This window comes from Pelotomaculum sp. FP (assembly GCF_004369245.1).
Taxonomy (GTDB): Bacteria; Bacillota; Desulfotomaculia; order Desulfotomaculales; family Pelotomaculaceae; genus Pelotomaculum_C; species Pelotomaculum_C schinkii.
Map to the genome: position 1 here is coordinate 1 of NZ_QFGB01000089.1, position 12,112 is coordinate 12,112.

Genomic DNA, 12,112 nt, shown 5'->3' on the forward strand with positions numbered 1-12,112 from the left:
ACATTATAACACATTACGCAAAATTACTCACTAAGAATTGGAGAGAATTTGACATTTTTTTAATAAAAAAAGCCCTGTTTTCAAGGCTTGTAGAGATTTCTATATTAGCGCAAGTGTCAAAGACCCGTAACTTTACTCATTATTAACTCTCCTTTATTTTTTGAATATAGTCTATAACTATCTTTGGGGTTGGAACACTTTGCATAACGGTTGGTTTTTGGTTTTTAATGCTGTAGTCGATACCGTATAAAAAAGCCTTTTCTTCTACCTCGTCAGCGTATATAATGTTATTGTCAATCAACACTATATGCAGCTCTTTTTGGGCGTAAAAAATAGGAGGTTCGCCTCCTTTCTTTTTTTGTTAAAAAGCCGGTTATTCACCGGCTCTTACCTTCTCTGCAAAAGCATGTAATTCTTCAAATTCAAAACAAACATCACAAGCGCTGCTGCAATCCACATATTCCTTATCAAGTGGGCAATACCTAAGCATTTTTTGTAGCCTCCTTTTTTGGCCTGTTTTTCTCTATGACACTCAAGCTTTTTGCTGCCGCCCTATTTTGCTCTACCAGGTTTGCTACCCATGTACACCTATTCACCTAACTGGTACCCATAACGGTCAACTGAGCTTTTATGTATTTTTCAAAGAACAAAAAAATTTTTGATTTACGAACATCTGAACGGAATGGATGTCAAGGGGAGCCCGGAGTGATAGCGGAGGGCCAAAAAAATTTTTACCGGGCGATAAATTATGATTATTAACAAATTTATCTTCCCGGTAAGAAATTTTTTTGCCTTGACAGGAATGGAGTGAAGTTGTAGAATCTGGAAATTTTTTTTGTGAAAAATGCTCCCACCAGCGATTGTTTTTCTAACTCCTAGAACTTCGGTCATTAGTAACACATGACCGAAGTCCCAAATTTGGAACTAATGAATTACAAACTACCAAAAGCTGGGTTTTCTTTTTTCCTGGTTTTGGTTTTCTTGGCCAAGGAAACACTTACATTTGTTTCCAACATTATGGATATGCTGGCATGTCTCTTGCATAGGGTTTAATGCTTGGAACTGGAAAAAGTATGTACACTTGTTCGACTTGAGCTATTAACCGTATTATGTTCTTTCCAGGCCCAATCCCAGATAAATTCTTTAGAGCTTTCGTCGACCTGGCCTTCCCTCTTCAGTTTGAGACTTAGCCCGGTTTAGTCCGGCGTCCGAAGGAGGCTGGAATAAACATCGGGATAAGTTCAGACTGCACTATGTCAATTTTGTAGAAAAATATAGAAAAAATATTGACAAAAGTTAAATGGTTTGTGATATTATGAAACAAAGTTGAAAATTAAATGCCTGCATGAGTTGGGAGACTCATACAGGCTGGTGCTTAACAGGATGAAGGCCCTGCTAAGCGAATGACTTACCAGGAACTACCGAAGGCTCCTGGCAAGCCAAAAGTTAATCTATTTGTATTTAAAAGGCCTTCCCCCGGGAAGGCTTTTCTTAAAATTTGATAATGGTGCCGATAGAGGATTCCTGTCCCCTACCGGCGCCCGGAAGCAGACCCTTCCGAGCAGGCATTGCCCACCGTGTTAATTATAGCATTGTTGGCCATGTCTGTGTAATCTACATATTCCTGTTTTTCTGGAATATTTTAAGGACACTTAAAGTGTCCACCTGTAATTGAGGGTCTGCGAAAGCAGACCTTTTTCTTTTGTCCAGATTTGTCCAATGTAACTCAATATATAAGACTGCAGCCGGCGCTGCCGGGTGAAAATGAGTTACATATAAGGGGGCGTGTTTAAAACCGTAAGAAAATAGCCTATAGGATGCCTTGCGTTTGAGGTGTCGAGTCGAATTTAAGATTTTGTGAATTTCATATGGATTAAAAAATCCAATCGTTTCTAAATGGCAGCCCCTTTTTTTGAAGAGTGAATTTGCAAAAGTACACTTGAGGGGCGTGTGGGTGACCGTGCGGGTTCAAGTCCCGCCTCCGACACCAGTTAAAAACCGCACATTGTTGGATGTTAAAATTTCTGTCTCATGAACCTGAATCGGGTCTGCGTACCAAAGTGGATGGTGATTCGAGAAGCTTCTGGATCAAAATCCATTCGGCGGATAAATGTACGTATAAACTCTCTACGCTCTCGGTTAGTTCCATGTGCTAAGACCTGATCTAAACTTTGGACGTAATCCTTTAATCGAATAGTGTCTATTTTTTCTAAAGCTGGCTTGGCGAGAGCCAGCTGTTCTTTTTGCTTTTCCATCTCGCTGATTTCTTCTTTCCGCTGTCTGATGGCTTCGTTGTATTATAGTTCAACATTTTCTCCTGACGCAACAGCCGCGATTAGATTTTTAATTTCAGCTTGTTTTTCAATAATAGCCTTTTCAATTTTTTGTAATCTTGCTCGTAAAGAAGTCCTGCCAGGCAGGATTTTTTTGCATTTTCATTGTCCTGAAAGAAGAATGTTCTCACGGCTTACCTTGAGCCCCGGTGGAGTTGGCTCCGGCTCCAGCACGTTTTTTATGACAATTATAGGCTGTTTATTACGTTTAGCACGTTTTGAGTTGCTGACAGACACATATGTCCCCCCCCCCCGCTGTAAAGTTAAGTTTTAAGAAAGGAAAAGCCCTGGGTATATTACCCAGAACAAGATGATTGATTTTAACCTAACACAATGTTAAAATTAATACGAAAGGTGGAAAATACTGTATGCTTACAGAAACTGCCGAGTGGCTTACCCAGGCCGAATATGACCTAGATACAGCAGATAGCCTTTACCAAGCCGGAAGGTATATCTACACTATCTTCATGTGCCATCTCGCAGTTGAAAAAACACTAAAAGCGCTTGTGGTTGAAAGAACAGGCAAAGTCCCACCAAAGACTCATAACCTTATTCAACTGATAAAACTTGGACAACCTAGTCTTAACAATGAACAGACAAGGTTTGTCACCCGCTTGAGCCTGGCTGGAATTGTTACAAGATATCCCGAGGAACTCAAAAAGACATTGAGCGATTATCCGCCTTCAGTAACACGGGATTACCTGAAGAGAGCAAAGGATGTGTTTAAATGCCTGAAACAACAAATAGGGTAGCTGAAATTGTTAAAGCCTATCTGGCTGTTCTCCAAAAAAAAGGGATTCCTCTCCAAAGGGCATATTTATTCGGTTCCCAGGCAAAGGGCGCAGCCGGGCCTTATAGCGACATTGACGTAATCGTTGTTTCCCAAGCTTTTACCGGTATGCCACAGTGGAAAAGGTGGGAAATCCTTGGTGACGCACTGGCTGAAATAATGGAACCTATTGAAGTGCGGGGTTACGCGCCGAATGAAATCGACCAGGCGCAAAAACAAAAAGCCAGCTTAATTTACGAAGTGCTGACTGAACCCGGAACAATTGAATATAGAGTATAGCAAAATAAAGAGTATTCACCCGGCAGGTTCCCCCGCCGGGTATTTGAATATTTTAACGCATTTCTTCAGCCACGCTCTCAGGAATATACATTCGGTCGTCAATATCTATATGTGCAGCTGCCGGCATTGTGAACGAAACTCCGTTCTTATATGCCTTTTCTGAGCCATCAATAAACTAATAAATATCAGCATAATCCTTACCAGCTATAGGAGGGTCAGTGAACACAAAAACCTGTGGTATATAACCACCGGTCATCTCGAAGTACACCACGTCGCTATGACTTTCAGCGTAGGCACGAATTGGGATCATATTTACCTCATCACTGGCAAAAGCTATTGTCGGCAAAGCCACCATCGCAATAAAAGTAGCTACCAATAGAAACTTTCTCATTGATTCCATCTCTTTCCACCTCCCTAAATATTAAAGTATGCCCGGTTTTTTTTAATTCTCGTCCTGTCCACCGGGAACTCGGGACGGGACGAGAATTAATATATGTTAGGTTCCTTTCCCCATCCCCTTTCTATACTGAAAAACAAGCCCCCGGTGGTTCGTGCTCTACCAGAGGCTTGTTTCACTGAGCCTGGCTGTTGACGCCTGTCCCGTTAACCAGCAATTGGGCAGTTGTTGGGCTTAATTTCTGCACATAAGAGCCACGTTTCGTTTGGGAAACACACTCACAGTCGCCATCATCTGAACAAACTTCATGAAAAGTGACAATGTTATACTCCACTTGTACGTTAATGTTAGAAGCCGTAATAGCGTAATTTGTGGGTTCCTGGTTTATCAACTGGTCTGTGAACCAATCAAAGACATAAGCCCCGTCCATAGCCCACAGTTCCTTAAATGTTGCCGTAGCTTTCTGCCCGCCTGATACATCCATTGGTATGCTTTCTTCGCCAATCGGAGGCAAAGGGTGGCCAAAGGTAAACTCAGGGTTTTGTTTCGGATATGAGAGATCCGCACCTACTATGTGCCAACTCGTAATCCTGGTATACGCTGGTGCGCAGCCACCGGATGGAGGAAGCGGTGGTGCTACGGTGGTGCTGTAGTCCGGTTCCACCATGTTTTCGCTATATGCTATACTTTGTATCACTGGAGGTATCAGAGTGCCCGTAACTATGTCCGTCCCCTTAGCCGTCCCGGGGTCACGGTTCGTACTGCCGTCTTGGCTGACAGCCTGGAAAGTCAGGCTGCCGGGAGTATTGTTGCTGGGCGGCGGCAGTTGCTGCTCCTGAACTATCAGCTGGGCTTGGCCCTGCAAGGTCTTGCCGTTGACCGTGTACGACGCCGTAACCTGGGTCGCACCGGCAGATTGGCCGGTTGCCAGGCCATTGTTTGCGCCAATTGTAGTAATATGGTTGTCAGCAGTTAGCCACGCGCAAAAGTTAGTTACGTCCTGACCATTGCCGGCACTCTGGCCCTGCTGGTAATAAGTAGCACGGTATCCGGACTGTTCCCCTACGTAAATTGTGCTTGAGTCGGGGCTTACAACAAGCTCAGAGTTATTGTCTAAAAGCATATTAGGCATTATCGGTATGGTGACGTAGTTTATTTGTCCAGCATTGCCATATCGCCACATCCTACCGATGCCCCAAGCATAATCAGTGGGTGGCGCAAGAATATGGACATATTGATTGATGTTGTCCCAAAACTCCTGCGTTTCCGAGTTGATACCCTTCACTTGGTAGTTGTTGGCGTTGTTCTGGTCAGTATAGTATATCAGGATGCCCTGGCGGATGTTCTGGGTATATAACTCGCTGCCGTCGAGGCCACCATTGTCACTGACGCTGTAATTAGCTTTAACGTTATCATAAAACCACGGTTGAAGGATCCACTGCTGGTCTTCGAAATATCCGCTGTGCGATACGTCCGGGGGGAAGGCCACGTTGGTGTATTCCTCCCTGGTACCAGGCGTAGGTTTAAAGAGAGTATAACCAATATATCTTGACTGGCGATCTTTCACATCTCCGTGAGGCTGGCCATAAACCAGGCAGCCGTAATAGGTGTCCCCCTTGCGGTAGTTGGACAGTATCGGGATAGAGACATAGTTGAGATCATCACCATCACTCGTTCTTATTTCATAAAACCCAGAGTTACTAACCGCATCGTTGATTGCAGTTTGCTCATTAAACAATTGCCCGGCGGAGGCCGGCAAAGCAGCAGCAAAAAAAATAAAGACTGCCGCAATTGCGAACAATCTCCTGAACACTAGGATCACTCCCCTAACTATTTAATTTGAGTACGTCCCTTATTTTAGACGTTTTAGACGTTTTAGTATGACAACTTCTTCTTCCTGGTTGGAAAGCTGGCTGTCGATCTTCTTAATGTCAGCCCAAATATACTTAAGCTCATTTTTAATTTCTGCCTGGCCTTGTTCAAGCGCCTTCTGCCCTTGCTCAAGCGTTTTCTGGCCATCTGTAAGCGCTTTCAGTTGTTCAAGCACAAGCCTTTGGAATTGTTCATTATCCATGCCTAATTTGTGCATTTTAAGGACCTTAAATTATTGGCGAAGCTCTGACTAAAAGACCGGCGCGAGCCGGATCAGGACGGCTGTTATCCGAGTACTAGTTAGCCCATGCAATTCCGGATTGACAATTATATTATTTTTGATATAATATATCAAAGACAATATATTATTCAGTGATGGTGATTCTTCAAGTGCCTAAGACAATAATTAACAATTTACATAAAAAACTAAGCAGTACTAAAAACATTATCATATCTGAAGAAGTTTACAGCTATCTTTTAAATCACCACAACCCCAAAGTAGCTGCTAAAATTATTAGAAATATTATATTGCTTGACGAATTTGGACTTAACTTACCAGTAGAATACATACATAGGATATGGGCAAGTAAAGAGAAGCTTTGGGAACTTAGAACAAAGTTTTCCAATAATGCTGAAAGGACACTTTTCTTTACTGTCCATGAAGGTAAATTTCTGCTAACCAACTGTTTCCGTAAAGATACTGACGATGTACCCAAAAATGAAATACGAAAGGCAAAAAAAAATCCTCAAGGAATTCTTAAAATCCAAGGGGTGATAATATAAGGATAGTAAATCTTTGTAGCATAAAACAGTTTAAACCATTGAATAAATTTTCCAGAAGGTGATTATAATGAAATTTTTCAATATGAACGATCTTACAACAGAGCTAGAGAAAAAACGCCCGGATATTATTGAAGAAATAATTAAAAATGAGCCTAATTATTTTTTGGTTCGTGATATTATCAAAACGCGAATTAAAAAAGGGCTAACTCAAGCTGAACTGGCCAAAAAATCCAACCTTACCCAAAACCAAATATCACGTATTGAAAGCGCCCAGCTTGGTAGTATAAATACCATTACCAAAGTTCTAAACGCCTTGGATTTGCGCCTTACTATCACGGAAAAAGACAGGCCAAAACTCTGCCGTTATTCTATAAAAACCGTATTGCCAAGAAAGGCTAGACAAAAACAGTCCGGGGAAAAAGAACAAAAGAGTATGCAAAAAATCGGCATTTAGCCGATTTTTTTGGGTTAATCATCCAGATCCTGGCTTAATAGATCACTGTAGAATCTATTGAGTGTGCTTTTTACTATCAGCTCCTGGCCTGCCCTTCTAGTTTACTGACTGTTCCGGATCTAGTTGGTCATCAACTCGGCTATTACAATTTGTATTAGTCAGATACTTGAATCATTTTTGCCTTAGCCCGTGCTCCCAAGATTTTTGCACTACTGAATATGAAAAATTTTTCTTCTTATTGCCAGGCTTCATCCTCTATTCACCGGAACTAATGCTCCAGCTTGCGCCACGGCATCTATCTTCCAATATAAACTCCAATTTTACTGAATCTAACTGAGCCGTATTGTAAAGCATCTCGATAAACTTAATGCCCATGCAGCTTGATTTGGATTTAGAACCTTGAAAAAAACTTTCAGCCAGAGTAAGAATTTCTTTCTGCCTTTTAGTTGGTGATTTAAAAAAATTCACTATAAAATCGTAAATTTGTTGACCGATTTCAACATCTTGATCTTTGCAATTAACAATAACCACGCTGTTTTGTAACACCTAGCACACTCCTTTGTTTTTTTACATTATTAATCTTCCAGGTAGCAAAGGTAAGTATCTAACAAGCTTCCTTGTAGACCAAAGAGGGGTACCGCCAACATTTTAACGAAAATATACGCTAATACAAATATTATCAGCTAATTAGCTGATTTCTTCACTCTAAGACAGATTATACCAAAAATGGGCAGTACCATTTAGGTAAACTACCCATTACATAAGCTTCGAGAACAACTCCCGGGGGTGCTCACTCCTTTATTCATTTATAAGCATCTCCGCGAGACCCGATAGCTTCAATATGATGACTTTCTCCTGTTGGTCTTTCCGGAAGCGGTAAAAACCAGCGTGCCCTTTCATTGGTTTGATGTCACCTATTGGTGGATCTTCAAGAAGTCCCCAGAGTCCTGATGCAATTCTTTCTTGCACGAATTTTTCTTGTTTGGCAAATTTTCTTTAATATATTACCACGTATTTACAATGTCAACACATTAATATTGATAAATATTTATTTACGCTGAAATTGCACCACCATTAGCACCGGTGGCCATGGCCACCGGTGCCAGCCAGACGGATAAATGGACGGAGTTTAAAAAGCCTAATATAATTACATAAGTATGACAAAGAACGGATAAATGGACGGAGTGTAGTTTCTAAGGACGGAGCTTTATTTTTACTTAAAAAGTCTTGCACCACGCGGCACTGCCGCGTGTGTGTTCTATTAGGACGGAGTCCCCTTATCCTGCCCTTCCGTTTTCCCTTCCCTTCGTCTTCGCTATTCCAAGCTTTATCGCCCAGACTCCCAAATAAGTTTCACCTGCAGGACCGGAAAAAAAGGTGATCTAGATGCCGGCAACTCAACCCCTGCGGGCCACGGATAACCGTACAAAGGTAATCTCCCAGGGCATACTCCGTCATACTTGGCAGGCAGGCAACAAAAAGAGGGCTGCACGGAACGACCAGTAAAAGCTACAAAACAATACCTGCGGAGCAGTATTTGCCTTCGCAGCTCAAAAGACCAGAACACCTAAGTCTGCGTAGGCACAAAAAGCCTCTCGGCGTGGGGCAATCCAACCAAACATGGGAAAGAAAAAAAGACCAAACCCAACCCTTTATGCACTCTTTAAGAGTACCGCCAGGCAACGCAGTAAGCCGAATGGCGGCTTATTGCACGAAAGATTTTTCATTGGCCAGGTGCCCGGTATCTCAGACCTGCAAAATCCAGGCACCTTTTCCTGCCCCTGGTCTGCAGCACCTTAACTGGAACCTGATCCGATGGTAGGTTATAATGCTCACTACTATTTGTTGCCAAGCTTCTGGTAGATTTTATTTATTTGGTTCTTAACAGCATCACGATCATTTAGACTTTCAACACCTTGCAAACCAATTTCTTTTAAAATCGAGTCCTCCATATGTTCAATTTTTTTCTCAATATCAAGCAATATTTGCTTAGTGTTACGATGTTCTGCCTGTCTTTCGGTTCTATCAAGATGATTCCTAATTATCTCTAGTATTTTGTTATTTACACTAACCTCACTTGCAGCTGCAACACTCTTAAGCTCATTATGCATCTCTCGAGGCATATACACCATTACCTGGCTCTTATCGTCTCTCCAAGCCATTCAGATTCACCCCTTTTTTACAACACTAGTGCAATGCTATCCTTAATATGGCATTAATACTTGTATAGCGCATTAATGCTATATCCATTGATAATTCAGCACTAGACCGGGGCTATCCTTGGCATTAAACAACAACGATGCCAGCCACCACAACCACTGCCATATGCAACCGGGCCAAGAGAGTTCGCGGATTAATTGGCCCTAGTGGCCTAGATATTAGCCGGAGGGTTAAGCTTGAGATAGTGCGACTGCAGCAGACCCTGGTGGTAGCCAGGGGATGCAAGGGAGTGCTAGCTCATGGTTAATCCCGTAGGCGGATGTTATCATGATAACAATCTGCTAACATCAAACATAGAACCGTTATTTTGTTAACATTTTTCAAACGCTGTTTGCACCGAGACAGATGCGCTCCATAATATGCAGCTTCTCCGCTACTCGGTGGCCGACAACCTCCGCTGGCACCACGGCCAGGCACGGAGGAGGCGGCCCCGTGCCGATGCGGACATCGGCGGGAAGCCCGGATCAAGGTCCTCCAGCTCACTGGTGGTTTTGAAAAAATCGAAAAGACCTTATTTTAAGGTCCATACTAATTAATAATCCCGCCTACGGGATAGGAACGCAATATCTCCCTCATGGCTCTGTTGGCAAGCTAGCGCAGGTATAGCATTCACGCTTTTCCATGATTTCACAGTACTAGTGCAACACTATCCCTAGGACGAAGGGCAATTATTTCACGTGAAATAATTGCCTTTCGTCTTATACGTTGCTATAAATTGTTATGCCCTCCTTAACAAGCTGATCCACTCTGGCCATCACGATAGAGGTCATCATTTCCTCTCCGCACATCTGGCATTGGACAACCGGTACATCTTTGACTACTGTTCCCAAATAGTTAAAAATGATTTTAACGGACCTGATATTTTTACTGCCGCAATTTTCGCATCTGTGTATTAACATATTCCCCCCTAAACCATATATTCTAGCCTGAAGGCATTGATACTTGTACTGTGAATTAAAGTAGACATTTAATCCCTCCCAAGCAATAAATAATATACAATTTTACGCCATTTATTTCAATAGTTTCGTGCCCTGCATAGCTGATACACAAGCTACTGCCGGAACTACTCACACAGCTGGTTTTTAATTTATTTACAGCAGGGATTATACCCTCGGTACCATATTTAACACCAACAACTAAATCATATTTCCACTTATAATTTTCATTTATTTTATAATGTTGATTGAATTTATTGCCAATTCTTAAAATCTTAGCCATCTATAAACCCCCTAATTAAAGTTTAAAAAGGTCATTACTAGTGCAACACTATCCCCGTTACTCATAAGCACTGCCCTACACTAACCCCAATTCATTAACCTAGTAAATAGCAAGCTTAATGCAATTATTGCAGTTCACAAATACAAAGTACGACATACATGTCGTGTCCGGACCTGGCATATTTGTCGTATCCGAATGCGACATATTTGTCGTGTCCGGCATTTTCAGGCGTTCCACAGTTTTTATATCTTTTATATAGTAGACATTGGTCTGGTTCTGCCCACGTCGTCGCCAGGTGATGAGGCCGTACTTCCGTAGCTCAATGAGGTATCTTTGAACCTGCCTAGTACTGATTTCAGCAACTTGTGCAAGGCGTTCCTGGCCGGGGAAACACTCATTTTCCTGCCATGCGAACATCATCAATAGGCCATAGATAAGCTTTGCCCCGATACTTAATCCCCTCGCCATCATTACGGCATTAGGAACCGATGTAAAGCCTTTCTTAAGTTTGGGGTTCTCCATGATAAGCGTTTTGTCTGTCATCATATAGCCTCCGCCTCCCGGATCAGCCGGTGTTGCTGGAGCTCGATAACACATTTCCGGATCTTCTTTCTATCACTTCCGGTAAACTCTGCAAGGTAGCTCTCGGTAATCTTATCACTACGCCAGGTTAACATGAGGAATATTGAAAATAGGGCTTTAGACTCAAGAGATAATGTTTGTAATTTAAGCACGGAATTAGGAACCGAAGTCAGACCGTCCCTCATGGTGGGATCGAGGAATATCAAATCCTTAGATTTATTTTTTGTCATCTTTAATACACCTCACTATTCTAATTTGGGTAAAATAAAATAGCCGGGCGATTTTATCGACCGGTCAGAGCATCATAAATGCATCAAAACATTTATTTTCCCTTAATAAACATCCATTTCCGTAGTGAGGTTTTTAACACAAGTCCCGCCTCCGACACCAAAAAATGCCCAGTTTTCAAGGCTTCCGGGATTTTGACCGGAAGCTTTTTGCTTTGCTTTTTTGGTCGTGTTTTGCTCAGGACGTATGTGATCATACTTCTTCCCTGGAGCTACAGTAGGAGGAGCAGAGAGGAATATGTGCAAATGGACCGGCATGATTTCCATTTGAATGAGGCTAAATCCGTAGTTTTCGCAGATTTTGCTAACGGTTTGCTTGATGGTTTCCTCAACCTTACTATTTATTACTTTTATCCTATATTTCGGACAAAACACTATGTGGTAGTTATATTGTAGGCTCTATGGTTAACTTTATTTTTCATGGCTTGATTTTATCATTTCCTATTAACATATTGATGTCACCAGAGGTAATTTTTCACCCCGGAAAAACCGGGGCGTCCCTTTCATCCCACGGCACAAGGCCATGGGTTTTCAGGGGCGAGTTTTTATAAAGAGTTAGAGAATTTTAGATAAAAAAATGGTAAAATATAATAAAAATACTATCTGGTGTTAAGTACGGGTTTAACTACGGAATCCCAAAGGAGATGGGACAATTGAAGGCATTGCTGGTGTATCCAAAGTATCCGGACAGCTTCTGGAGCTTCAAATACGCTCTATCGTTCGTCAACAAAAAGGCGGCGTTCCCCCCTCTAGGGCTGTTGACAGTGGCTGCCATGCTGCCCGCAGCATGGGATAAGCGGCTGATCGACATGAACGTTAAAAAAGTTACTGACGACGACCTGCGATGGGCCGACTGTGTGTTCATCAGCGCCATGGTCATTCAAAAAGTCTCGGCCA

Annotated in this window: 14 protein-coding genes and 2 pseudogenes; 5 read left to right on the forward strand and 11 right to left on the reverse strand. The window is 42.2% G+C overall.

Annotation, left to right across the window (positions count from 1 at the left end; genetic code table 11):
* Positions 1-2,015 precede the first annotated feature (2,015 nt).
* Positions 2,016-2,255 carry a hypothetical protein gene (locus tag Psfp_RS20040; RefSeq protein WP_134220283.1) on the reverse strand — a complete coding sequence of 80 codons (240 nt, stop codon included), beginning with the start codon at positions 2,253-2,255 and terminating at the stop codon, positions 2,016-2,018.
* Between the two features lie 446 nt (positions 2,256-2,701).
* Between Psfp_RS20040 and Psfp_RS20045 the strand changes: the two genes are divergently transcribed.
* Both Psfp_RS20045 and Psfp_RS20050 read left to right on the forward strand, forming a co-directional pair.
* Positions 2,702-3,085, forward strand: a complete 384-nt coding sequence (locus tag Psfp_RS20045; protein WP_134220284.1) for a HEPN domain-containing protein — start codon at positions 2,702-2,704, stop codon at positions 3,083-3,085.
* Complete coding sequence (locus Psfp_RS20050; protein WP_134220285.1) at positions 3,061-3,402, forward strand: nucleotidyltransferase domain-containing protein; 342 nt, start codon at positions 3,061-3,063, stop codon at positions 3,400-3,402. The genes Psfp_RS20045 and Psfp_RS20050 overlap by 25 nt, the downstream gene beginning before the upstream one ends.
* Positions 3,403-3,577: 175 nt before the next feature.
* On the opposite strand, the gene Psfp_RS20055 is transcribed toward Psfp_RS20050, so the two are convergent.
* From Psfp_RS20055 to Psfp_RS20065, 3 genes are all read right to left on the reverse strand, one after another.
* Positions 3,578-3,802 (reverse strand): hypothetical protein, encoded by a 225-nt coding sequence (locus Psfp_RS20055; RefSeq protein WP_134220286.1) that lies wholly within the window; start codon positions 3,800-3,802, stop codon positions 3,578-3,580.
* A 172-nt stretch (positions 3,803-3,974) separates the two neighbouring features.
* On the reverse strand, positions 3,975-5,612 hold the full coding sequence (locus tag Psfp_RS20060; protein WP_134220287.1) for a hypothetical protein: 1,638 nt from the start codon (positions 5,610-5,612) through the stop codon (positions 3,975-3,977).
* A 39-nt stretch (positions 5,613-5,651) separates the two neighbouring features.
* Positions 5,652-5,873 (reverse strand): hypothetical protein, encoded by a 222-nt coding sequence (locus Psfp_RS20065; protein WP_134220295.1) that lies wholly within the window; start codon positions 5,871-5,873, stop codon positions 5,652-5,654.
* A 188-nt stretch (positions 5,874-6,061) separates the two neighbouring features.
* Between Psfp_RS20065 and Psfp_RS20070 the strand changes: the two genes are divergently transcribed.
* The gene (locus tag Psfp_RS20070) at positions 6,062-6,454 is read left to right on the forward strand and encodes a type II toxin-antitoxin system RelE/ParE family toxin (RefSeq protein WP_192895558.1); all 393 of its coding nucleotides are present in this window, start codon (positions 6,062-6,064) and stop codon (positions 6,452-6,454) included.
* Between the two features lie 67 nt (positions 6,455-6,521).
* Positions 6,522-6,908, forward strand: a complete 387-nt coding sequence (locus tag Psfp_RS20075; RefSeq protein ID WP_134220289.1) for a helix-turn-helix transcriptional regulator — start codon at positions 6,522-6,524, stop codon at positions 6,906-6,908.
* Positions 6,909-7,163: 255 nt separating this feature from the next.
* Here the strand turns inward: Psfp_RS20075 and Psfp_RS20080 are convergent, their stop codons facing one another.
* The 7 genes and pseudogenes from Psfp_RS20080 to tnpA form a co-directional block, all read right to left on the reverse strand.
* The gene (locus Psfp_RS20080; RefSeq protein ID WP_134220290.1) at positions 7,164-7,454 is read right to left on the reverse strand and encodes a hypothetical protein; all 291 of its coding nucleotides are present in this window, start codon (positions 7,452-7,454) and stop codon (positions 7,164-7,166) included.
* Positions 7,455-8,746: 1,292 nt separating this feature from the next.
* The gene (locus Psfp_RS20090) at positions 8,747-9,070 is read right to left on the reverse strand and encodes a hypothetical protein (RefSeq protein WP_134220291.1); all 324 of its coding nucleotides are present in this window, start codon (positions 9,068-9,070) and stop codon (positions 8,747-8,749) included.
* A gap of 756 nt (positions 9,071-9,826) precedes the next feature.
* Positions 9,827-10,027, reverse strand: a complete 201-nt coding sequence (locus Psfp_RS20095) for a YgiT-type zinc finger protein (RefSeq protein ID WP_134220292.1) — start codon at positions 10,025-10,027, stop codon at positions 9,827-9,829.
* Positions 10,028-10,082: 55 nt separating this feature from the next.
* A complete protein-coding gene (locus Psfp_RS20100) occupies positions 10,083-10,346 on the reverse strand; it encodes a hypothetical protein (protein ID WP_134220293.1) in 264 nt (87 codons plus the stop codon).
* 99 nt (positions 10,347-10,445) lie between these two features.
* On the reverse strand, positions 10,446-10,892 hold the full coding sequence (locus Psfp_RS20105) for a helix-turn-helix domain-containing protein (RefSeq protein WP_192895559.1): 447 nt from the start codon (positions 10,890-10,892) through the stop codon (positions 10,446-10,448).
* Positions 10,889-11,158: a hypothetical protein gene (locus Psfp_RS21920; RefSeq protein WP_190258777.1), complete on the reverse strand. Its 270-nt coding sequence runs from the start codon at positions 11,156-11,158 to the stop codon at positions 10,889-10,891. The genes Psfp_RS20105 and Psfp_RS21920 overlap by 4 nt, the downstream gene beginning before the upstream one ends.
* Positions 11,159-11,260: 102 nt before the next feature.
* Positions 11,261-11,596 (reverse strand): annotated as a pseudogene (tnpA, locus tag Psfp_RS20110) (IS200/IS605 family transposase); the annotation flags it as partial.
* Between the two features lie 272 nt (positions 11,597-11,868).
* Between tnpA and Psfp_RS20115 the strand changes: the two are divergent.
* Positions 11,869-12,112, forward strand: a pseudogene (locus Psfp_RS20115) (cobalamin B12-binding domain-containing protein); the annotation flags it as partial.

Excerpts from the sequence above, each read along its gene's own strand:
- Psfp_RS21920 (WP_190258777.1), bottom strand. The coding sequence starts at position 11,158 with ATGACAAAAAATAAATCTAAGGATTTGATATTCCTCGATCCCACCATG.
- Psfp_RS20050 (WP_134220285.1), top strand. The coding sequence starts at position 3,061 with ATGCCTGAAACAACAAATAGGGTAGCTGAAATTGTTAAAGCCTATCTG.
- Psfp_RS20095 (WP_134220292.1), bottom strand. The coding sequence starts at position 10,027 with ATGTTAATACACAGATGCGAAAATTGCGGCAGTAAAAATATCAGGTCC.
- Psfp_RS20055 (WP_134220286.1), bottom strand. The coding sequence starts at position 3,802 with ATGGAATCAATGAGAAAGTTTCTATTGGTAGCTACTTTTATTGCGATG.
- Psfp_RS20065 (WP_134220295.1), bottom strand. The coding sequence starts at position 5,873 with ATGGATAATGAACAATTCCAAAGGCTTGTGCTTGAACAACTGAAAGCG.
- Psfp_RS20040 (WP_134220283.1), bottom strand. The coding sequence starts at position 2,255 with ATGGAAAAGCAAAAAGAACAGCTGGCTCTCGCCAAGCCAGCTTTAGAA.
- Psfp_RS20105 (WP_192895559.1), bottom strand. The coding sequence starts at position 10,892 with ATGATGACAGACAAAACGCTTATCATGGAGAACCCCAAACTTAAGAAA.
- Psfp_RS20075 (WP_134220289.1), top strand. The coding sequence starts at position 6,522 with ATGAAATTTTTCAATATGAACGATCTTACAACAGAGCTAGAGAAAAAA.
- Psfp_RS20090 (WP_134220291.1), bottom strand. The coding sequence starts at position 9,070 with ATGGCTTGGAGAGACGATAAGAGCCAGGTAATGGTGTATATGCCTCGA.
- Psfp_RS20045 (WP_134220284.1), top strand. The coding sequence starts at position 2,702 with ATGCTTACAGAAACTGCCGAGTGGCTTACCCAGGCCGAATATGACCTA.
- Psfp_RS20100 (WP_134220293.1), bottom strand. The coding sequence starts at position 10,346 with ATGGCTAAGATTTTAAGAATTGGCAATAAATTCAATCAACATTATAAA.